This is a genomic window from Pseudomonas sp. NPDC088429, assembly GCF_044753305.1.
In the GTDB taxonomy this organism is placed as follows: domain Bacteria; phylum Pseudomonadota; class Gammaproteobacteria; order Pseudomonadales; family Pseudomonadaceae; genus Aquipseudomonas; species Aquipseudomonas rustica.
Genome location: NZ_JBIVMX010000005.1, coordinates 92,521 through 114,351, shown reverse-complemented (window position 1 = coordinate 114,351; position 21,831 = coordinate 92,521). Strand labels below are relative to the sequence as shown.

Annotated in this window: 19 protein-coding genes and 1 tRNA gene; 5 read left to right on the top strand and 15 right to left on the bottom strand. The window is 59.1% G+C overall.

The features are described 5' to 3' along the window. Window position 1: 1 nt before the first annotated feature. The 5 genes from cysW to dibA form a co-directional block, all read right to left on the bottom strand. On the bottom strand, window positions 2-874 hold the full coding sequence (gene cysW, locus ACIP66_RS05420) for a sulfate ABC transporter permease subunit CysW (protein WP_400646068.1): 873 nt from the start codon (window positions 872-874) through the stop codon (window positions 2-4). A gap of 13 nt (window positions 875-887) precedes the next feature. Beyond that, complete coding sequence (gene cysT / locus ACIP66_RS05415; protein WP_008080019.1) at window positions 888-1,706, bottom strand: sulfate ABC transporter permease subunit CysT; 819 nt, start codon at window positions 1,704-1,706, stop codon at window positions 888-890. 131 nt (window positions 1,707-1,837) lie between these two features. Then, window positions 1,838-2,851, bottom strand: a complete 1,014-nt coding sequence (locus ACIP66_RS05410) for a sulfate ABC transporter substrate-binding protein (protein WP_008080017.1) — start codon at window positions 2,849-2,851, stop codon at window positions 1,838-1,840. A gap of 148 nt (window positions 2,852-2,999) precedes the next feature. Continuing rightward, window positions 3,000-3,182 (bottom strand): sulfur starvation response protein OscA, encoded by a 183-nt coding sequence (oscA, locus tag ACIP66_RS05405; protein WP_034151822.1) that lies wholly within the window; start codon window positions 3,180-3,182, stop codon window positions 3,000-3,002. Window positions 3,183-3,418: 236 nt separating this feature from the next. Further along, the gene (gene dibA, locus ACIP66_RS05400) at window positions 3,419-5,338 is read right to left on the bottom strand and encodes a phosphodiesterase DibA (RefSeq protein WP_400646066.1); all 1,920 of its coding nucleotides are present in this window, start codon (window positions 5,336-5,338) and stop codon (window positions 3,419-3,421) included. Window positions 5,339-5,484: 146 nt separating this feature from the next. On the opposite strand from dibA, the gene desA reads away from it, so the two are divergent. After that, window positions 5,485-6,666: a delta-9 fatty acid desaturase DesA gene (gene desA, locus ACIP66_RS05395; RefSeq protein WP_159811956.1), complete on the top strand. Its 1,182-nt coding sequence runs from the start codon at window positions 5,485-5,487 to the stop codon at window positions 6,664-6,666. A 243-nt stretch (window positions 6,667-6,909) separates the two neighbouring features. Then, complete coding sequence (locus ACIP66_RS05390) at window positions 6,910-7,899, top strand: GGDEF domain-containing protein (protein WP_400646064.1); 990 nt, start codon at window positions 6,910-6,912, stop codon at window positions 7,897-7,899. 112 nt (window positions 7,900-8,011) lie between these two features. On the opposite strand, the gene ACIP66_RS05385 is transcribed toward ACIP66_RS05390, so the two are convergent. The 3 genes from ACIP66_RS05385 to gabD all read right to left on the bottom strand — a co-directional run bounded on the left by ACIP66_RS05385 (window position 8,012) and on the right by gabD (window position 12,265). Then, window positions 8,012-9,223, bottom strand: a complete 1,212-nt coding sequence (locus ACIP66_RS05385; RefSeq protein WP_053116467.1) for a response regulator — start codon at window positions 9,221-9,223, stop codon at window positions 8,012-8,014. 136 nt (window positions 9,224-9,359) lie between these two features. Then, window positions 9,360-10,637 carry a 4-aminobutyrate--2-oxoglutarate transaminase gene (gene gabT, locus ACIP66_RS05380; protein WP_008080000.1) on the bottom strand — a complete coding sequence of 426 codons (1,278 nt, stop codon included), beginning with the start codon at window positions 10,635-10,637 and terminating at the stop codon, window positions 9,360-9,362. Window positions 10,638-10,822: 185 nt separating this feature from the next. Then, window positions 10,823-12,265, bottom strand: a complete 1,443-nt coding sequence (gene gabD, locus ACIP66_RS05375; RefSeq protein ID WP_053116466.1) for an NADP-dependent succinate-semialdehyde dehydrogenase — start codon at window positions 12,263-12,265, stop codon at window positions 10,823-10,825. Between the two features lie 432 nt (window positions 12,266-12,697). On the opposite strand from gabD, the gene ACIP66_RS05370 reads away from it, so the two are divergent. Continuing rightward, window positions 12,698-12,774, top strand: a tRNA-Arg gene (locus tag ACIP66_RS05370). 293 nt (window positions 12,775-13,067) lie between these two features. Further along, window positions 13,068-14,072: an Abi family protein gene (locus tag ACIP66_RS05365; protein ID WP_400646062.1), complete on the top strand. Its 1,005-nt coding sequence runs from the start codon at window positions 13,068-13,070 to the stop codon at window positions 14,070-14,072. Between the two features lie 146 nt (window positions 14,073-14,218). Here ACIP66_RS05365 and ACIP66_RS05360 read toward each other — a convergent pair whose 3' ends face one another. The 5 genes from ACIP66_RS05360 to ACIP66_RS05340 form a co-directional block, all read right to left on the bottom strand. Next, window positions 14,219-14,485 (bottom strand): hypothetical protein, encoded by a 267-nt coding sequence (locus tag ACIP66_RS05360; protein ID WP_400646060.1) that lies wholly within the window; start codon window positions 14,483-14,485, stop codon window positions 14,219-14,221. A gap of 19 nt (window positions 14,486-14,504) precedes the next feature. After that, a complete protein-coding gene (locus ACIP66_RS05355) occupies window positions 14,505-15,101 on the bottom strand; it encodes a hypothetical protein (RefSeq protein ID WP_400646058.1) in 597 nt (198 codons plus the stop codon). Then, window positions 15,098-15,679 (bottom strand): RNA polymerase sigma factor, encoded by a 582-nt coding sequence (locus ACIP66_RS05350; protein ID WP_400646174.1) that lies wholly within the window; start codon window positions 15,677-15,679, stop codon window positions 15,098-15,100. The genes ACIP66_RS05355 and ACIP66_RS05350 overlap by 4 nt, the downstream gene beginning before the upstream one ends. Before the next feature lie 30 nt (window positions 15,680-15,709). Next, window positions 15,710-17,395 (bottom strand): von Willebrand factor type A domain-containing protein, encoded by a 1,686-nt coding sequence (locus ACIP66_RS05345; protein ID WP_400646057.1) that lies wholly within the window; start codon window positions 17,393-17,395, stop codon window positions 15,710-15,712. Between the two features lie 88 nt (window positions 17,396-17,483). Beyond that, entirely contained in the window at window positions 17,484-18,044 is a 561-nt protein-coding gene (locus ACIP66_RS05340) for a YbhB/YbcL family Raf kinase inhibitor-like protein (protein ID WP_212546337.1), read from the bottom strand. A gap of 139 nt (window positions 18,045-18,183) precedes the next feature. Here ACIP66_RS05340 and ACIP66_RS05335 point away from each other — a divergent pair, with 139 nt between their 5' ends. Then, window positions 18,184-19,707, top strand: coding sequence for an FAD-dependent oxidoreductase (locus ACIP66_RS05335; protein ID WP_400646055.1), 1,524 nt, complete (start codon window positions 18,184-18,186; stop codon window positions 19,705-19,707). Between the two features lie 244 nt (window positions 19,708-19,951). Here ACIP66_RS05335 and pgaD read toward each other — a convergent pair whose 3' ends face one another. Both pgaD and pgaC read right to left on the bottom strand, forming a co-directional pair. Then, on the bottom strand, window positions 19,952-20,479 hold the full coding sequence (gene pgaD, locus ACIP66_RS05330; RefSeq protein ID WP_159811945.1) for a poly-beta-1,6-N-acetyl-D-glucosamine biosynthesis protein PgaD: 528 nt from the start codon (window positions 20,477-20,479) through the stop codon (window positions 19,952-19,954). After that, window positions 20,476-21,831, bottom strand: a complete 1,356-nt coding sequence (gene pgaC / locus ACIP66_RS05325) for a poly-beta-1,6-N-acetyl-D-glucosamine synthase (protein ID WP_159811944.1) — start codon at window positions 21,829-21,831, stop codon at window positions 20,476-20,478. Before pgaC ends, pgaD begins: the two co-directional genes overlap by 4 nt.

Genomic DNA, 21,831 nt, shown 5'->3' with positions numbered 1-21,831 from the left:
ATTATTCCTCCGCGGCGCTGGCGCGCAGGCGGTTGATACGGTTTTCGCTCCACTGCTTGGCCAGCAGGATGAAGAGCGCCAGGATCAGCAACAGGCTCGCCACGGCGAACGCGGCCACGTGGGTGTATTCGTTGTAGAGGATCTCGACGTGCAGCGGCAAGGTGTTGGTCACCCCGCGAATGTGCCCGGAGACCACCGACACCGCACCGAATTCACCCATGGCCCGCGCGGTACACAGCACCACGCCATAGATCAGGCCCCACTTGATGTTCGGCACGGTGACATGCCAGAACATCTGCCAGCCATTGGCGCCGAGCAGTCGCGCGGCTTCTTCTTCCTGCGTGCCTTGTTCCTGCATCAGCGGAATCAGCTCACGGGCCACGAACGGCACGGTGACAAAAATCGTCGCCAGTACGATGCCCGGCAAGGCGAAAACGATCTGGATGTCGTGATCCTGCAACCACGGCCCGAACAGGCCCTGCGCGCCGAACATCAGCACGTAGACCAGACCGGCGATCACCGGCGACACCGAGAACGGCAGGTCGATCAGCGTCACCAGCATGCTCTTGCCGCGGAACGAGTACTTGCTCACGCACCATGCGGCGCTGACGCCGAACACCAGGTTCAGCGGCACCGAAATCAGCACGGCGAACACGGTGAGTTTCAGTGCCGACAGTGCGTCCGGCTCAAAGATCGCGGTGAAAAATGCGCCGAGGCCATTCTTCAAACCCTGCGATACGACGATGAACAACGGCAGCAGCAGAAACAGGAAAAAGACCAGCCAGCCAAGGCCGATCAGGACTCTGCGCGAAGTGGCACTGCCACGGCGTGCAGCGTTGGCCGAAGAGGCGGCCGCAATAGACGATTGGGACATTGTTCGCGCCTCCTTATGGGGTTTCGATGCGCCGCTGCAGCAAGTTGATCAGCAGCAACAGGACGAAGGAAACCACCAGCATCAACACGCCGATAGCGGTGGCGCCGGTGTAATCGTATTGGTCGAGTTTGACCATGATCAGCAGCGGCAGGATCTCGGTTTTCATCGGCATGTTGCCGGCGATGAAAATCACCGAACCGTACTCGCCGACGCCACGGGCGAACGCCAGGGCAAAACCGGTCAGCCAGGCGGGCAGCAGCGCAGGCACGAGGATGTGGCGGAACACCTGCAAGGGTTTCGCACCGAGGCACGCGGCGGCTTCTTCGACTTCACGGGGAATGTCGGCCAGCACCGGTTGCACCGTGCGCACCACGAACGGCAGCGTGACGAAGGTCAGCGCGAGGGTGATACCGAGCGGGGTGTAAGCGATTTTGAAACCGAGGTCAGCGGCGAATTGCCCGACCAGGCCGGCCGGCGCGTACAGCGCGGTCAGCGCGATACCAGCTACGGCGGTCGGCAGCGCGAACGGCAGATCGATCATCGCGTCGATCACCTTGCGCCCCGGGAACGTGTAACGCACCAGCACCCAGGCCAGCAGCGTACCGATGATGCCGTTGATGATCGCGGCACACAGCGCGGTGCCGAAGCTCAGCTTCAATGCCGCCAGCACGCGCGGTGCGGAGATGATCGCCCAGAACTGATCCCAGGTGAGTTGAGCGGCGTGGACGAACATCGCCGCCAGCGGGATAAGCACAATCAGGCTGAGGTACACCAAGGTGTAACCCAGCGTCAGCCCGAAGCCGGGTATGACGGGGGAGATACGACGCGACATAAAAGTCCTTGGTTGTGTGGCGAGGGAGCTTGCTCCCGCTGGACTGCGCAGCAGTCCCTACTTCTTATGAGCGCTGCGCACTCAAGCGGGAGCAAGCTCCCTCGCCACAATGAGTCCGGGGTCTGCTCAGATTACTGCGCCTGATAAATCTGGTCGAACACGCCACCATCGTTGAAGAATTTCGGCTGCGCAGTTTTCCAGCCGCCGAAGTCTTTGTCGATGGTCACCAGATCCAGTTTCGGGAACTGCTGGGCGTATTTGGCGGCGACTTCTTTGTCACGCGGACGGTAGAAGTTTTTCGCGGCGATTTCCTGACCGGCCGGGCTGTACAGGTGTTTCAGATACGCTTCGGCGATCTGCTCGTTGCCTTTTTTCTCGGCGTTTTTGTCGACCACGGCCACTGGCGGCTCGGCGAGGATCGACAGCGATGGCACGACGATGTCGAACTTGTCGGCGCCGCCATCCTCTTTCAGTGCCAGGAACGCTTCGTTTTCCCAGGCCAGCAACACGTCGCCCTGACCGTTGTTGACGAAAGTAATGGTCGAACCGCGCGCACCGGTGTCGAGGATCGGCACGTGCTTGAACAGGGTCTGTACGTATTCTTTAGCTTTGGCTTCGTCACCGCCATTGGCTTTCAGGCCGTAGGCCCACGCGGCGAGGAAGTTCCAGCGTGCGCCGCCGGAGGTTTTCGGGTTCGGGGTGATTACCGAGACGTCGTTCTTGACCAGATCGCCCCAGTCCTTGATGCCTTTCGGGTTGCCCTTGCGTACCAGGAAGACGATGGTCGAGGTGTACGGCGTGCTCGCTTCCGGCAGACGCTTCTGCCAGTCGGCGGGCAGGGTCTTGCCGAGTTTGGCGATTTCGTCGATGTCGCCGGCCAGAGCCAGAGTCACCACGTCAGCGCGCAGACCGTCGATCACTGCACGGCCCTGCTTGCCCGAACCACCGTGGGATTGCTGGATTTTCACGGTGTCGCCAGCGTGATCTTTCTGCCAGAACTTGATGAATTCCGCGTTGTAGTCCTGATACAGCTCGCGCGTCGGGTCATACGACACGTTGAGCAGCTCGTAATCCTTGGCAACGGCAGAACCGGCAAACACAGCACTGGCCAGGGCGGCCAAAGCGTAACGGCGAATCGACGACATGGTGAAAGCTCCTGGAATTCGGGTGGTGGCTTTTTCTTATGTATTTCGGAAATCGTGTTGCCGGTTCAAAGATCGCAGCCTTCGGCAGCTCCTACACACACAGCCCCCTGTAGGAGCTGCCGCAGGCTGCGATCTTTTGATCTTCAACTCAGCCCGGTTGTTTACCGGGTTGCTGCAAACGGAATTTCTCTTTGCGTTCGATCTGCACGACTTGCGCGTTGTGCACAGTGATCTCCACCGCGCCAAATCGCAGATCGCGCAGAGCGCTCTGGATTTCACGCAAAATGGTGGTTTCGTCCTGACCGTCAACGCTGCGAAGGGATGCGCTCATGGTGCTGCTCCTTTGAATGGGATATGCCTGGCAGTGGGCGGCACTGCGTTCGGCGTGGGAGCAATATAAGAGAGGCGCGGATATTCTTAAAAAGACTATTTAAGAATGTTTATATAACTGAAAAACATTATGTGGCGTGGCAAGGGTTTGCAGCCTGTTGAAGCAAAAGATCGCAGCCTTCGGCAGCTCCTACACAATTACTGTAGGAGCTGCCGAAGGCTGCGATCTTTTGATCTTTAACCAATCAATGGTGCGCGCTCCCAATCAATCTCAACCGCTGGAACCGGCCGCCCAAACCAATACCCCTGCCCCAGCTCACATGCCTGCTCCAGCAAAAACACCGCCTGTTCCGCCTGCTCGATCCCTTCGGCGTGCACCTGCATGCCCATGCTGCGCGCCAGCGCGATGATCACCCGGACAATCGCCGCATCATCTTCATCCCACGGTAAACCCGCGACGAAGCCCTGATCAATCTTCAGCTTCTGCACCGGCAAGCGCTTGAGCCGCAACAACGACGAATAACCGGTACCGAAATCATCAATCGCCAGACGAATCCCCAATTCACGCAAGCGGTGCATCTGCTCCAGCGCCACTTCCGGATCGTCCATCACCGCGCTCTCGGTCACCTCCAATTCGAGATACGCCGGATCCAGCCCAGTCTCGCGCAGCACCTGTGCCACTTGTTGATACAGTTCACGCCGCGCAAACAACCGCGACGAAACATTTACCGCGACAAACGACAGCACCACCCCGGCCCGCTGCCACTCGCACATTTGCTGGCAAGCCTGCTGCATCACCCAGGCGTCGATTTCGGCGATCAACCCGGTGCGCTCGGCAATCGGAATGAATTCCGCCGGCGACACCAGTCCACGCTGCGGATGCTGCCAGCGCACCAGCGCTTCTACGCCGATCAGGCGACTGGTTTTCAGGTCATGCACCGGTTGGTAGTAGACGCGCAGCTCTTGCAGCTCCAGCGCCCGGCGCAGTTCGAAAGCGAGTTCGACCCGTTGCTGAGCGTGAGCGGTGAGTTCTTCGGTGTACAAGGCGTAACCGTTGCGCCCGCTGTTCTTGGCTTTGAACAGTGCGGCATTGGCGTTGCGCAACAGTTGTTCCGCGCTCAAGGCATCGCTGGGGAACAGGCTGATGCCGATGCTGGCATTGATGAACAGTTCGTGGCCGTCGATGCAGAACGGTTCTTTGCAGCCATCGAGAACGCGCTGGGCCAGCGCCGCCGCTTGCGCAGGCTGTGGACAACTTTCCGCGAGCACCGCGAACTCATCACCGCCGAGCCGCGCCAGGGTGATGCCGGGGCCGAACAGTTCCTGCAACCGCGCCGCCACCGCTTTGAGTAACCGATCACCGACGTTATGCCCGAGGCTGTCGTTGATCATTTTGAAGAAATCCAGATCGATCAGCAGCAGCGCACAGCCACGTTTGTGGGTCTGCGCAGACGTCAGCGCTTGCTCGGCGCGATCGCTGAACAGCAGGCGATTGGGCAGATCGGTCAATGGATCGTGGTGGGCGAGGCGTTTGAGTTCGTGCTCGGAATCCTTGATCGCGGTGATGTCGGAAAACACCGCCACGTAATGGCTGACCTCACCGCGATCATCGTGAATGACGCGGATGGTTTGCCATTGTGGATATATCTCGCCGCTTTTACGGCGGTTCCAGATTTCGCCGCTCCACTCTTCCTGCGACGCCAACGTGGCAAACATCGCCTGATAGAAACCCGGCGGGTGATGGCCGGATTTGAACAGACTCGGGCGCTGACCGATAACTTCTTCACGCTGATAACCGGTGATCTCGATAAAGGCGCGGTTAACGTGGACGATCAGCCCCTGACGATCGGTGACCAACACGCCTTCGCGGGTGCAATCGAACACGGCCGCCGCCTGCCGCAGACGCTCGCGATCGGCGTGACGCTCACGCAATCGCGCTCCGATGCCGAGAAACTCACACAAACGTGCGCGCGCCAGAAAAATCAGCCCGGCGCTGACCGCCGCAAACAGATAACCGTTGATCAGTTGCCAACGAGCAAGATCGACGGAGTTATCGAAGAAATTGTTTAATAAATAATCAGAACCTTGCAACCAGACAGCGGCAAGCACGAGATAGAGCAGCGCTGCACGCAAGGCATCGCGATAAGTGGCAGACATTCGGCTGTCCATGTCCCTACAAAAAGGTTGGAATTATAGGCCAAGTAACATCCAGCGACTCTTATCTGAAAGGGCGACTGGTTTTATCTGTGTGCTTAGTGATAATGCAACGGCTGTTTTTATCTTTATCGAGGGCCCTATAGCCTATGTGGTACGAAGGTTTTCTTGGCTTGTCGGCCTGGTCTCTGGTCGCGGTCACCCTGCTGATGACCCACGTGACGATTGTAGCCGTCACCGTCTATCTGCACCGTTATTCGGCCCATCGCTCGCTGGAGCTGAATGCTGGCCTGAAACATTTTTTCCGTTTCTGGCTGTGGCTGACCACGGCGCAGAACACCCGCGAGTGGACAGCCATCCACCGTAAACACCACGCCAAGTGCGAAACCGAAGACGACCCGCACAGTCCGGTTATCAAAGGTCTTTCTACCGTGCTGCGTACCGGCGCCGAGCTGTACCGCGCCGAAGCGCAGAACCCGGAAACCCTGCGCATCTACGGCAAGAACTGCCCGGAAGACTGGATCGAACGCAATGTCTACAGCCGTTATCCGCTGCTGGGCGTGGCGATCATGGGCGTTATCGACCTGATGCTGTTCGGCACCATCGGCATCACCATCTGGGCGATCCAGATGATGTGGATCCCGGTGTGGGCCGCTGGCGTCATCAACGGTCTGGGCCACGCTGTTGGCTATCGCAATTTCGAATGCCGCGACGCGGCGACCAATCTGGTGCCGTGGGGCATTCTGATCGGCGGCGAAGAACTGCATAACAACCATCACACCTACCCGAACTCGGCCAAGCTGTCGGTGAAGAAGTGGGAGTTCGACCTCGGTTGGGCGTGGATCAAAGTCTTCAGCTTCTTCCGTCTGGCCAAGGTTCAGCGCGTTGCACCGATCGCCCACCGTGTCGAAGGCAAGGGCAATCTGGACATGGACACCGCGATGGCGATCCTCAACAACCGCTTCCAGATCATGGCCCAGTACCGCAAATTGGTGATCGGCCCACTGGTTCAGCAAGAACTGGCCAAGGTCGATCACTCGGTGCGTCACCAGTTTCACCGGGCCAAGCGACTGTTGTCGCGAGAAACCAGCCTGCTGGAAGACCGTCACCACTTGCGCATCCAGAACATGCTCGAGCACAGCCAGGCATTGAAGGTGATTTACGAAAAACGCCTGGCCCTGCAGCAGATCTGGGTCAAGACCAGCTCCAATGGCCACGACATGCTCGCCGCCATCAAAGAGTGGGTTCACGAAGCGGAAGCCAGCGGTATCCAGTCCCTTCGCGACTTCGCCGGCCAACTGAAAACCTACTCCCTGCGCCCTACCGCCTAAACACCGGCCCCAAGTAGGAGCTGCCGCAGGCTGCGATTTTTTGATTCTGGTTGTTGAATTCAAAAGATCGCAGCCTCGTTTCACTCGACAGCTCCTACAGATGCGCCGCGATGGCCACTTGGCAGGATCCGGTAAAAACCGGGAACTTCGCCCAAAATCCCCTATCTCAAAGACACTTCGCCATCCCGGCGGGCTGTTCTGTGGCCGTTGTCGATTGCGGCACGCCCTTTGAGACTTGTGCCGATGGTCAATAACAACCAAAAAGACTCATCTTTCCCGCAGTGGCCCGAAGCCGCGCAAACCCTGATGGCGCTGATGCACGCCCAGGGCGAAGTCGCCCGTTTGAGCGAACGCGAACAGCTGTTCAGCTCGCTGCTGGTCAGCGTCAACGCGGTGCTTTGGGCGTTTAACTGGGAAACCCGTCAGGTGCTGTACGTCAGCCCCGCGTATGAACGAATTTTCGGCCGTTCCGCCGGCCTTCTCCTCGCCGACTATAACCAGTGGCGCGACAGCATCTACCCCGACGACCTCGAATACGCCGAACGCAGCCTCGCCGAAGTCCTGCACAAAGGTGCGGTGGAAGACCGCGAATACCGGATCATCGCCGCCGATGGCCAGATCCGCTGGCTCAGCGACAAATGCTTCATCAATCGTCAGGACGATAGCGGGCAACCGGTGATCATCGTCGGCATTGCCGAAGACATCACCGAAAAGAAGCAGATGGAAACCGAGCTGCATCGTCTGGCGACCACCGACGTACTCACACAAAGCAGCAACCGCCGACACTTCTTCGAATGCGCCAACCGCACGTTTGAAGAGGCGCGGTTGCAAGGTTCGCCGATGGCGTTTCTGTTGCTGGACATTGATGACTTCAAAGTGATCAACGACAGTTACGGGCATCCCGAGGGCGACAACGTGTTGCAGCGAGTCGCCGAGTGCGGGCGCGGCTCGCTACGACGCGGCGATCTGTTCGGGCGGATTGGCGGGGAGGAATTTGCGGCTGTGTTTCCAGGGTGCGCGCCGGACATGGCGATGCAGGTCGCGGAACGCTTGCAACAGGAGATTCAACGTCTGAGTTTCAACCACGATGGCCAGACCTTCAGCATCACCGTGAGCCAGGGCCTGACCAGCCTCACCGACGAAGATGAAAGCCTCGACAGCCTGTTCGCCCGTGCGGATGCAGCGATGTACGAAGCCAAGCGCCAAGGCAAGAACCGCATTATCTCTGCCTGAACACGAACACAAACCCTGTAGGAGCTGCGGCACGCTGCGATCTTTTGATCTTGTTTTAAAGATCAAAAGATCGCAGCGTGCCGCAGCTCCTACAGGGGAGTTGTGTGAAATGTTATTTGCGCATCCGCATCAGCTCCGGCAAGCCGATCTTGAGCAGCCGTGCCGTGCGGCTTTTCGCCAATTCTTCTATGCCTTCATGCTCGGTCAGGTGCGCCATTTGCGCCGCCATGTTCATCACCAGCGCTTCACGGGAATACACCCCGCCACCGAGTTGATACACCGCCGCAATCAACTCACGCAGCTCCAGTGGCAAACGCCAGCGCGTGCGCAACGCCGAACCATACGCCGCGCCAAACTCAGCCAGCGCCTCGCCGACTTCTTCAAGCTCATCCAGCGCACCACCGGCCTGCTGCCATTCCTGCAAACAACGCAGCAACGCCAGATCACCCAACCGATGCAGCATCCCCGCGCAGTAGCAGCGCTCCTGGTCCAGATCGAGCAAACGCGCCAACGTGCGCGCATATTCGGCAGTGTGCAGCGAAAGCCCCCAATAACGCTCGGCATAATCCGCCAGACACGGATCGCTGAGCCTGGCGCTACGCTTGAGCGCCAGCCCCAGAATCAAATTCATGCTCTGCCCGGTACCGAGCCGGTGCAGTGCCTGCGCCAGTGTCTGCACGGGCGCGCCATGGTGCTGCGCCGCGCTGTTGGCGGCAGCGATCAACACGGCAGTGATCTGCGGATCGGTTTTTATCTCATCTTCGAGCACCTTCAGATCCAGCCCGCCAGGGTTGAGGCTGCGCTTCACCGCCACCTGCACATCGGTCATCAGCGGCGCGCCGTCGGCCTGCTCACGGCGTCGCTCGAGAAACACTGACAACGTCATACCCGGCGCCAGCGCCGGCACTTCGCAGAACACCTCTTCCCCGGCATTGAGCAGCAACCCCTGCAAACGCTGGGTCAGGCTTTCCATGTTCAGCGGTTTGGTCAGGTACGCTGTCGGCGCCAGCGGAATCGCTTCGCGCACGCTGGCGCTGTCGTTGCGGCTGCTCATCAGAATGAACGGCAGCGGCGGATTGCGTTTGCGCTGCCGCACGCTGCGCAGCACGTTCAGACCATCGACGCCGGGCAGCTCCCAGTCGACGATCGCGAGGTCATACGGCACTTCGCTGAGCAACGACATCGCTTGCTGGCCATCGGCGCACAGATCCAGCCGCGCATCGCAACGCACGTTCAGCAGCACTTGTTTGAGCAGGTCGCGCGACCACGGGTCGGCCTCGGCAATCAGCACTCGGGGTACGGCGGGTAAATCAACGGCGGTCATGCGCGCTCTCCCTTGCAATGCCTGAACCTTAGCCAATGCTGGCCTTTCGATACAGTGCTAAAGCCCCGATGTGTTTCAACGGGCGTAAAAAAACCCGCCGAAGCGGGTTTTTTGTCGATCAGGTCACACTGGGTGATCAGAGCTCGGAGAAGCACTCTTCGATGATCGCCAGACCTTTGTCCAGTTGCTCGTCCGGCGAGGTCAGCGGTACGAGGACGCGCAGAACGTTGCCGTAGGTGCCGCAAGACAGCAGGATCAGCCCCTTGTCGCGTGCCTTGGCCACAACCGATGCCACTGCTGCAGCGTTCGGCTTGTGGCTGTCGCCGTTTTCGAACAGCTCGACCGCGATCATCGCGCCCAGCGCACGGACTTCACCGATCACCGGGTACTTGGCCTGGATAGCTTTCAGGCCAGTCACCAGACGCTCGCCGACTGCTTTGCAGCGATCCAGCAGATTCTCTTCTTCGAACACTTCCATCACGGCCAGCGCAGCGGCGCAAGCGATCGGGCTACCGGCGTAGGTGCCGCCCAAGCCGCCTGGAGCAATGGCGTCCATGTATTCGGCCTTGCCGCAGACACCGGCCAGCGGGAAGCCGCCAGCGATGGATTTGGCGAAGGTGGTCAGGTCGGCAGCAACGCCCATCTGCTCCATGGCGAAGAAGGTACCGGTACGGCCAGCGCCGGTCTGTACTTCGTCAGCGATCAACAGGATGCCGTGCTGGTCGCACAGCGCACGCAGACGCTTCATGAATTCCTTCGGCGCGACGTAGAAACCACCTTCACCCTGCACAGGCTCGATGATGATCGCGGCGATGTCTTTCGGCTCGGCGTCGTTCTTGAAGATGCGTTCGATGGAAGCGATCGAATCGTCGATGCTCACGCCGTGCAGTTCGTTCGGGTACAGCGCGCGGAAGATGCCGCCTGGCATCAGGCCCATGCCGGCCGAGTAAGGCACGACTTTACCGGTCAGGCCCAGGGTCATCATGGTGCGACCGTGGTAGGCGCCGGTGAAGGCGATCACGCCGGCACGGCCAGTGGCGGCACGGGCGATTTTCACGGCGTTTTCGACGGCTTCGGAACCGGTGGTAACCAGCAGGGTTTTCTTGGCGAAATCACCCGGGATCTTCGCGTTGATTTTTTCGCAAACTTCTACGTACGGCTCGTAAGCCAGCACCTGGAAGCAAGTGTGGGTCAGCTTGTTCAGTTGTTCGGTCACGGCGGCGATGATTTTCGGGTGCACGTGGCCGGTGTTCAATACAGCGATACCGCCGGCGAAGTCGATGAACTCACGACCTTCAACGTCAGTCACGGTAGCGTTTTTTGCCGACTCAGCGAAGATCGGGTGAATCTGGCCAACACCACGTGGAACAGCTGCGGTACGGCGGGCCATCAGTTCAGCGTTAGTCTTGCTCATTACAGTCCTCATTCGCCGCTCATCGGGCGGCGTTGTTCAAGGATTAAGCGGGAGGAAGCGACGGTGGCAGCATGCGATGATCGACTGCCACGGCGTTCCCGGCCGCAGAGAAAATTCCGGTTTGAAACGACGCAAAGGGACAGCGCTCTCGTGCCCTTTGCGTTTGCAGCGATCTTTGACCGGGCTTAGATGCCCAGGCAGAGGTATTTGATTTCCAGGTAATCTTCGATGCCGTACTTGGAGCCTTCACGGCCCAGGCCCGAGGCCTTGATGCCGCCGAACGGCGCGACTTCGTTGGAGATCAGCCCGGTGTTGACGCCAACCATTCCGTATTCCAGCGCTTCCGCGACACGGAACACACGACCCAGATCGCGAGCATAGAAGTACGAAGCCAGACCGAACTCGGTGTCGTTGGACATCGCGATCACTTCGGCTTCGTCTTTGAAGCGGAACAGCGGCGCCAGCGGACCGAAGGTTTCTTCCTTGGCCACAGCAGCATTTTTCGGCACGTTGGTCAGGATGGTCGGTTCGAAGAAGTTGCCTTCCATCGCCTTGCCACCGGCCAGCACGGTCGCGCCTTTGGCCACGGCGTCAGCAATGTGTTCTTTGACCTTGGCCACGGCTTTTTCGTCGATCAGCGGGCCAGTGGTGGTGCCGTCTTCCAGACCGTTGCCGATCTTCAGTTTGGCCACAGCCACTTTCAGCTTCTCGGCGAACGCGTCGTAGACCGAATCCTGAATGTACAGACGGTTGGCGCAGACGCAGGTCTGGCCGTTGTTGCGGTATTTGGAAATGATCGCGCCTTCGACGGCCTTATCCAGATCCGCGTCGTCGAACACGATGAACGGCGCGTTGCCGCCCAGTTCCAGCGAAACTTTCTTGATGTCCTTGGCGCATTCAGCCATCAGCTGACGACCGATTTCGGTCGAACCGGTGAAGGACAGTTTGCGCACGATCGGGTTGCTGGTCAGCTCGCTGCCGATGTCGCCGGCGCTGCCGGACACCACGCTGAACACGCCCGCAGGAATGCCGGCACGCTGAGCCAGTTCGGCCAGAGCGAAAGCGGAAAACGGTGTTTGCGAAGCAGGCTTGAGCACCATGGTGCAACCGGCAGCCAGTGCCGGGCCGGCTTTACGGGTGATCATCGCGGCCGGGAAGTTCCACGGGGTGATCGCGGCGGTCACGCCGATTGGCTGCTTGATCACGATCAGACGCTTGTCTGGCTGGTGGCCCGGAATCACGTCACCGTAGATGCGCTTGGCTTCTTCGGCGAACCACTCGATGAACGAAGCGGCGTAAACGATTTCGCCCTTGGCTTCGGCCAGTGGCTTGCCCTGTTCGAGGGTCATCAGGCGCGCGAGGTCGTCCTGATTCTCGATCATCAGTTCGAACCAGCGACGCAGCTTGCCTGCGCGCTCTTTGGCGGTCAGTGCACGCCAGGCCGGCAGCGCTTTGTCAGCGGCTTCGATGGCACGGCGGGTTTCGGCGGCGCCCATTTTTGGCACGGTACCGAGGATTTCGCCGGTGGCCGGGTTATTAACCTTGATCGTCTGACCGTTGTCCGCATCGACCCAAGCGCCATCAATGAAGGCTTGCTGGCGGAACAACTGGGTGTCTTTAAGCTGCATGTCGGCTTTCCTTAACAGCACCGCGGCCTGCGCGGAGCAAATTATGATTGTAGAAAGGCGCCTCGCAAGGCTGCCGTCAGGGAAATCAGTGACCGGGTGTGGCGCATCAACCGTGGACGATTCGAACCACCGGCGCTTCAACACCCGCTCAACGAGCGTTTGAAATCTCAAACGGATCGTAGGATCAAAGGGGTCAAAGGACAATAGGTCGTTCGAAAAAAAGAACAAAAACGCCGTTTTTGCCGGATTTTTCAGATCAACGAGCCAAAACCCGTTGCCGCAGCAAAACCATAGATCAACCCCGGGAAAGCGCCAAGCGAGGGTTTTGCAGGACGTTACAGCTTTAAGGAATACAGTGATTTAAGCGAACACGCGCACTGACAAACCCCAGCATGGACGCCCCGAGCCGACCTAGGTATGATGTCGCCCGCTGCACCAGTAGCTCAGCTGGATAGAGTACTGCCCTCCGAAGGCAGGGGTCGTGGGTTCGAATCCCGCCTGGTGCACCATTGATCTAAACGAGAAAGCCCCGGACTGATGAAGTCCGGGGCTTTTTTGTGGGCGATGTTTTTTGAGTAATGAACAAGAGCGAATCGGGCATTTGTAATTCAAGAGCGTACAACCGCCGCCAGTCCCCTCACTCATCGCCGTTGAGGAAGAATTCGGTAATTGCGGTCATGGGGTCAAACACCTACCTTGTGAGCCCCATTTCGATGCCATTGCTGCAGGCGCACCCAAGCTTTTCGATGACCTCCCCGATCAAAAATCCATTTATGCCACGGACGGCAAAGGTGACATGCAAATGATGCAAGGCTATCCAAAACCCTGGCACAGCTATCAACAACAATTAGCGTTGCTCCAATCCCGCGGCATGGCTGTAAGCGATCCGCCGAAAGCCTTGGATTATCTGGAGCGCATCGGCTATTACCGCTTGAGCGGCTACTGGTTCGCCTTTCGCGAGCGCACGGAGATGTGTTGTCCCTTGGATCCGCAGAGCAAGAAACTGTCTAAGTCCAAACCGACGCGTCTGCCGCTCGACACTTTCAAACCTGGAACGACATTTCAGAATGCGGTGGATTTGTATGTGTTCGACAAGAAGTTGAGGTTATTGACGCTGGATGCGCTTGAGCGCGTTGAAATAGCACTGCGAGTGGATATTTCACATGTGCTGGGCAAGCATGAGAAGTTCGCCTACTTGAGACCCGAGCTTTTTCACGAAAGCTTTTCCGTCAGCCTTGATTCGAAGACGGGCCTGACCCGACATCATTCCTGGCTTGGCAAGCATGCCTCATTGATCAGTCGTTCCAACGAGGATTTCATTCGTCATAACAAAGAAAAATATGGACTGCCATTGGCCGTCTGGGTCGCGTGTGAGGTTTGGGATTTCGGCACGCTTTCAACCTTGTACTCAGGCATGACTGAGTCTGACCAAGACGCTATCTCGCAGGCATACGGCATCAGCAACGGAAGAACTTTCGCAAGCTGGCTTCGAAGCCTGAATTACCTTCGCAACGTATGCGCTCATCACAGTCGGTTATGGAACCGAAACATCGTAGATCAACCAAAGCTACCTCCGCCGGAGCAAACCCCAGCCCTGAAAGCCTTTCATGATGACCCACATAAACGCGCCCGGCCGTTCATGCTTTTATGCATGACCCAACATTTGATGAAGGTGATCAATCCGACTTCGAGCTGGGGACGACGTTTACAAGCACTATTGGAAGATGGATTTCCGAATTTGACTCATCTGGATCTTGAGCTGGATCGGATGGGCGTCGATCCGGATTGGAAAAACCGGGACTGGTGAGAAAAAACAAACAAAAAAAACCCCTGAGCAGTCTCAGCGCCGTAGCGCATCAACCGACAGGGGCCGTGTTGGTGCCGATTATAAGGGTTGATAAGACCGAGTCAACCTGACGAATCGGCTCATGAAAAGAGCCCTAAAGGGCTGTTCTATTCCGTCGTCCAATCAAACTCATCATATTCATCGCCATCCTCTTCCCCCTCAACCTCTTCAAAAACCTCGTCTTCATCAACGACGTCTTCTTCCGGCTGGTTCAGCAGAAATTCCTTACGTGCCTCGGTAATAGCGCGCCGCATCTCTTCGCCCTTTTGCGGGCAGTTGAGCAGTTGGGCAATGCGGTCAATTTTCGATGCCACGTTGTCCTCCGGCGTATTGGCAATGCCCCGATAGTGCGCGTTTTTGCGGGGCATTGCCAAATGGCTGAGGTTTACAGGGTCATTTTTCTTGCAACTGTTCGAGTCGGGCGTCGAGATCGACGTTCGGGTAGCGCTTATGCAGGTTATTGAACAGGCTATCGGCGGCCTGCGATTGGCCGGATTCGCGCAGGCGCAGAACTTCGCGCAGTTGTTCGTCGAGACCATTGGGTGGGGCGGCGGCGCGCTTGCTGACCTTGGCTTCATCGGCGCTGATCGCCTGGCTTTGCATTGGCGCGGCCATTTCCATCATCGGCGCGGGCGCGGCTCGGGGCGCTGCCGGGGCGGACAATCGGTGCAGTTGCGCGGAGTCCGCTTCGGCCATCGGCACAGCGAGTTTCGGCGCCGGGGCGTAGTCGTATTGGCGCAGCGGTTCGGGCGAGCGCTGCACCAGCGACAACATCAACGCGACGCCAACGAGGCTGGCGAATGCGACTTGCCAGCGCGGTTTGCGGCAGGCCTGCAACCAGCGTTGCCACAGGCTCAGTTGCACCGCAGGCGTTTCGCGGCGCGCGGTATTGACGATGAACGCGTCGAGATGCGCGGGCGGTTCAGCGTTGTGCTGTTCGCGCACGTGTTTGATCAGCGGATCTTCGGGTGTCTGGCGGGCGTCAGTCATGTGAGTACCTCCTCGGCCAGCAGCCGACGCAGTTTTTGCTGGGCGTAGCGCAAGCGGCTTTTGACGGTTTCCAGCGGTGTTTCGGTGAGGCTGGCGATTTGCGCCAGGTCGAGGTCGCCGTGGGCGCGCAGCAAGAACACTTCGCGCTGGTCGGCGGGCAAGGTTTGCAGGGCGCTTTCGAGGCGCTGGCTGTCGCGGCTGAGGCTCAGCAGTTGCTCGGGATCGCTCGCTTCATCGCTGACCGCGTGAGTTTGTTCGTCATAGCTGTCGTGCAGCGGTTGTTGAGCGCCATGTTTGCGCCAGTGATCGATCAGGCGATTGCGCGCAATCTGGAACAGCCACGTACGAAATGTCGCGCGACCTTGTGGCTGACTGGCGCTGCGGATCAGGCTGAGCCAGGTTTCCTGAAACACCTCATCGGCCAATTCCGGTTTATCGCTCAACCCAAGCAGAAACCGGTACAAACCCTGACGATGGCGGGCGTACAAGATCTCGAACGCCGCGCCGTCGCCCTCGCGATAACGCGCCAGCAGCGATTCATCGCTGCTGGCGGTCGGGCTGTCTGCCGAAGCAAACAGCTGGCTGATAAAACCCTTCAGACGATTCACTTATTCAATCCGTCGTTCAGTGGCCTGCGCATTCGATGCTGTAGAAGTGCGCAGACTCTGCGCCAGCTGCACCAGTTGCACGAACTCGTTGCGCAAGCCGAAACGGTCGTCGCCGCGAGCGCCACGGGCCAGCGTTTCGGTGTCTTTCAGGCTGAAATCGCCGGTGTAACGAGCGTCCTTGAGTTGCTGGGAAAACGCGGCGACCGCAGCGGCAAAGCGTAGATCCTCACTGGCGCTTTTCACCTGATTGGCAATCGGCCGCTCGATCAGCAGACTTTTCCCACCTTCGGGCTGTTGATATCGCACACGCAGCATCGCCAATTCCCCGTTCGCCTCAGAAACCGCTGGCGTCGATTTGCCGTAACGCAGCGGCTCCAACCAACCCTTCTCACCTGTTGGAACAATTTCGTACAGCGCGGTCACCGTATGGCCTGCACCGATTTCGCCGGCATCGACCTTGTCATTGCTGAAATCCTCACGCTTCAACGCGCGGTTTTCGTAGCCGAGCAGACGATATTCGCTGACCTGCGCCGGGTTGAACTCCACCTGCAACTTAACGTTTTTTGCGACCACGGCGAGTGTCGAACCGAGTTGATCGACCAGCACTTTGCGCGCCTCGCGCAGGTTGTCGATGTAGGCATAGTTGCCATCGCCCGCATCGGCCAACTGCTCCATCAAATGTTCATTGTAGTTATCCACCCCAAAACCCAGAGTGGTCAGCGAGATTCCGGTTTTGCGTTTATCCACAGCCATTTGCTTGAGGCTGTCGAAGTCGCTGACCCCGACGTTGAAATCACCGTCGGTGGCCAAGAGGATGCGATTGATGCCTTTGCCGATGAACGCCTGCTGTGCCATTGAGTAAGCCAGCTCGATGCCTGAAGCACCTGCGGTCGAACCGCCAGCGGTTAACTGCTCGATGGCTGTACGAATTTTCGTTTTTTCCCGTCCGGAAGTCGGTTCAAGCACCACTCTCGATTCGCCGGCGTAGACCACCAGCGACACGCGATCCTGATCGCGCAATTGATCGACCAGCAATTTCAGCGTGCTTTTGACCATCGGCAAGCCTTCACGGCGATCCATCGAGCCGGACACATCGACCAGAAACACCAGATTGGCCGGAGGCAATTCCGACACCGCGCGATCGGAAGCCTTGATGCCGATGCGCAGCAAGCGCGTGTGCGGGTTCCACGGTGACGCGGCCAGCTCGGTGGTCACGCCAAACGGCGAGCCATCGCTCGGCGGCGCGTAGTCATAAGGGAAGTAATTGACCATTTCCTCGAGCCGCACCGCACCTTCCGGCGGCAGGCGTCCTTGATTAAGCAAACGGCGGACGTTGGCATAAGCACCGGTATCGACGTCGGCGCTGAAGGTTGAAACCGGGGTTTCGGCGACGCTGTGAATCGGGTTATCGGCCAGCGCTTGATATTGCTCGCGCTGCTCGTCGCGATAGCCTTGTGGATAACTTTCGCTCTGCAGCATCGGCGCGCTGCCCGCGTTGGGCATTTTGTACAACGCGCGTTTAGCGATTGTGCTGTCGGCCATCAGCGCTTCCTGCTGGATCAATTGCGCAGGCTGAGCGGGCGCCAGCACGGCAGCGGATTCCGGATTGGAGGAAACGCCGCAACCGGCCACCGCCAGCAACACACCAACAGCAACGGGCCGCAAGAAATACACAGGACGGGACATGGGGGCTGACCTCGGGGATGAAATTGATCATTCATCCACTGAGACGGGCAGCCCCTTCAGTTCGGGTTAAACGCCGCTGAAAATATTGTCAGCGGTGATAACGCCGCACCGCACTGCTGTTGCGCAGCACGTGACCTTTGATTTTTTCCATCAGTTCGGCGCGGGTCAGACCAGCCGGCAAGGCATCCGGCGCCAGATCAAGGGCGTAGATCTGAATGATGTAGTGGTGCGCGCTGTCGCCCACTGGCGGGCACGGGCCCATGTAATGGGTGTTGCCCTTGCTGTTGGTGCCGCCGACGCCTTCGAACGCGGATTTCGCACCGACACCGGCGGCAATCTGGTGCGTGGTGGCTTTGATGCCGTAGTGAATCCAGTGATCGACGCCCAGACCTTTCTGGCCGTCCGGATCGTGCATAACGATGGCATAGCTCTGAGTACCCGCCGGGCCGGCGTTCCAGCTCAGCGCCGGCGACTGATTCTTGCCACCGCAACCGGCCGCATCGCTGGCCGCTGCCGAGGTGAACAGACGGTTGTCGGAAACACCCGGGATGCTCAGGGTGAAACGCTCCTGGGCCTGCGCCGGAAACTGCACGCAAAGGGCGACGGCAATGGCCGCCAGCCAAGGGTTGAGAGAGGTCAATCGGGTCATTCCGGGAGCACCTTGTGCAGTTGGGCCGTCGTCGGCTTGCAGACTATAGCTGTACCGTTCGTGCGGTGGCACCAGGAAATCGCTGAACCTCGCACCACGGCGCAAACTCGTAAGAGAAATGCCTGTGAGGAAGCCGATTATGTCCCTGCACCGTGTCGCCCGCTTCGCCGATGTCCCTGAAGACCGTGGCCTGCAAGTTGAAATCGGCGACTGCAAGATCGTTTTGCTGCGTGCGGGAGGCCAGCTACGCGCGTTTCAGGGCGAATGCCCACACGCCGGCGCGCCGCTGGCTGACGGCGCGTTGTGTCACGGACGGCTGATTTGCCCGTGGCACAAGGCTGCTTTTCGCGCGGAGGACGGCGCGTTGTGCGAGCCACCAGCGCTCGACAGCCTCAAGCGTTATCCATTGGAATTGCGTGGCGATGAGGTTTGGGTCGATGACCAAGCGCTGGCAGATCCGCACACCCCGCCGGCGGACGATGCGCGCACTTTCGTGATTGTCGGCGCGGGGGCAGCAGGCACCGCGTGTGCGGCGGCCTTGAGGGAAAAGGGTTTTGGTGGTCGCATCGTGATGATCGACCGCGAACCCGACGCCGGTTACGACCGCACCGTGCTGAGCAAATTTGTCCTCGCCGGGGACATGCCGCCGGAAGAAACACCGCCGCTGCGAGATGAAAGTTTCTATAAAGAGCAGCGCATCGAACGCCAGCGAAGCGAAATCACCTCCATCGATGCCGAGACTAAAAGCCTCCATTTCAATGACGGCCAAACGCTGAGCTACGACGCAGCCGTACTCGCCACTGGCGGCGAACCCAACCCTCTGGAATTGCCCGGCGCCGACCTGCCACAAGTTTTCGTCCTGCGCTCAAAAGCCCAGGCCGAACAGATCATGAAAGCGGCCAGCCCCGATCAACGCGCAGTGATCATCGGCGACAGCTTTATCGCCCTCGAATGCGCCTCGGCCCTGCGCCAGCACGGTCTCGACGTCACGGTGCTGGCGCGCCACGAAATTCCTTTCGCGGCGCAATTCGGCGAGGCGGTAGGCAAAGCGATCCGCGCGCTGCATGAAGAAAAAGGTGTGAAATTCATCACCGATCATGAGGCGACAGAGGTCATTGGCGACGGCAAAGTCGAGGCGGTGCTGCTGGACAACGGACTGCGCATTTCAGCCGATCTGGTGCTGGCGGGTATTGGCGTGCACCCGGCGACTGAGGCGTTCGCGTCACTGCCGAGGGAAAAGGATCAATCTTTGCGCGTTGATGACGGCATGCGCGTCACTGAAGGCTTGTGGGCGATTGGCGACATCGCCACGTTCCCGCTGCACGGCCAGCCACAACGCATCGAACACTGGCGCCTGGCTCAGCAACATGCGCGCATCGCGGCGGCCAATATGCTTGGCGGCGAGGAGCATTATCTGGACGTGCCGTTTTTCTGGACGTGGCATTTTGGCAAGAATTACGACTACCTCGGACACGCCGAGCATTGGGATGAAGTCGAGTTTCTTGGCGAGCCGGAGCATCCGCCGTTTATTGGGTTGTTCGGCAGAAACGGCATTCTGGTCGCCGCGGTGGCCTGCGAAAAGGAACGAGCGATGGCAATGCTCGCCGAACGCATGAAACAACCGCTGATGATGGAAGAAGCCTGGGCCCTCATCCGCGACTGACGCCCCCCTGTGGGAGCCGAGCTTGCTCGCGAAAGCGTCGGGTCAGCCACTAACGATCTCGGCTGTGCTGACGTCTTCGCGAGCAAGCTCGGCTCCTACAGTGGATCGTGTGGTTCGCGAATTTTTGATCGTTCCCACGCTCCTGCGTGGGAATGCAGCCCGTGACGCTCCGCGTCACTGGACGCGGAGCGTCCCAAGAGGCATTCCCACGCTCCAGCGTGGGAACGATCGGTCAAGCACTGGGTTACCGGGTCAAAGGCTCGCGATTTTCGTCATCTTCGGCATGCAGAAAGATCACCCGTGGGTGCTCCAGCGGTGCTAGCGGTGCTGGCAATTCGGCCTGTTTGACTGGCCAGAAATGCGTCACCACATGGCTGATGTCGCCATCCTGATCGTTGTGAATGGTCATCACCCCCGGCGTGCGCAATTTTTGGAAACGGTCATCGCACAGCTTGAAGCTCTTGCTCAGCCCTTCATCGTCAATCACCGGCGACGGCAGACGACGCTGGGCGAAGCTGCGACTTTTGCGCTGTTGATAGCGCGCCCAGGAAATCAGCACCACCGCGTTGACCAAGGCAATCCACATGTAGATCTGCAACGTGCCCAGCGCATCGAACGCCGAGTTGTCGATACGCGGCGCGCCCGCATGCGTCTCGATCAACGGCCACAATCCGCGAATCAGCAGATACAGCAGGCCAACCCACGCCAACACGGTGAGGATCACGTCGATCACTACCAGGAATGGCCGCTGGCGAGTCCGGATGATTTTCATTTGATGACCTCTTCTTCGTCGTCGCCGAGCGGTTTGATGCCCCGGTCAGGGCTGACCCAACGCGCACGCTTCTGATGTTGGCCGAACAGTACTTTCGGAAAACTGACCAGCGTGGTCAGCAGGCTGATGAGCCAGAACACCAATGGATACCAGACCACCCAGAACATGGTCTTGCCCAGACCCGGCTCGTAGCGGCGGTCGATGATGATGCTGACCGCGAACTGCACCAGGCAGACAAAGGCCAGCAGCAGACCGGTGAAGGCCGGCGGCATCAGGTGATCCACCGCGATGGCTTCCGGCATGACCACGAATTTGCCAACGCCCCAGAAAATCACCGACAGCAGAAAGGTGAACGCCCAACCGGTCGACAGGCAGTATTCGAACAGCAGTGGCCACAGGTAACGATGGCGGTATTGCCAGATGCCGCGAATGTTTTTGAACAGCACTTCGGCGCCGCCCTGAGCCCAACGCAGACGTTGCTTCCACAGACCGCCGAGGGTTTCCGGCATGAGAATCCAGCACAGCGCGCGCGGCTCGTAAAAGATGCTCCAGTGATCGAGTTGCAGCTTCCAGCTGATGTCGATGTCTTCGGTGATCATGTCCGGGCTCCAGTAGCCCACCCGGTTCAGCGCGGTACGGCGGAACGCGACGATCACACCGGACACGGTAAAGATTCGCCCGAACACCCGTTGCGTGCGTTTGATCAAACCGATAATCGAGGAGAACTCGCCAACCTGAACCCGCCCGACCAGCGTCGAACGTGTGCGGATCCGTGGGTTGCCGGTCACCGCGCCAAGGCGTGCGTTGTCCAGCATCGGCGCAACCAGATAGGCCGCGGTGTTCGGCGCCAGCAGCGCATCACCATCGATGCACACCAGATATTCACTGCGCGCAGCAATTGCGCCCATGCGCAGGGCCACAGCCTTGCCCTGGTTTTCCGCCAGGTGAAGAACACGCAGGCGCGGATCTTCCTTGGCCAACGCGTCGAGTACTTGCGCGGTGTTGTCCTTGGAGCCGTCGTTGATCGCGATGACTTCGATGTTCGGGTAATGCTGAGCCAGCGCCGCGTGGATCGTGTCGGCGGCGTTGTCACCTTCGTTGTAGCAAGGGATCAGGATCGAGATCAGCGGTTCGCCTTCCAGTGGCGGCGGCAGGGTGTCGTCCTTCCATGGCCAGTGACGTTCCCAGTGCAGCCAGAAATACAGGCCACCGGCAATCCACAACCCGGACATGAACAGCGGGTAGAAGAACACGAAGTCCATCAGGAACTGCCCGGTCACCAGGAAGATCAGCCCCAGCGGAACGCCGAGGACGATCGCCAGAACAAGCAGGGCTAACAGTCTATCCAGCAT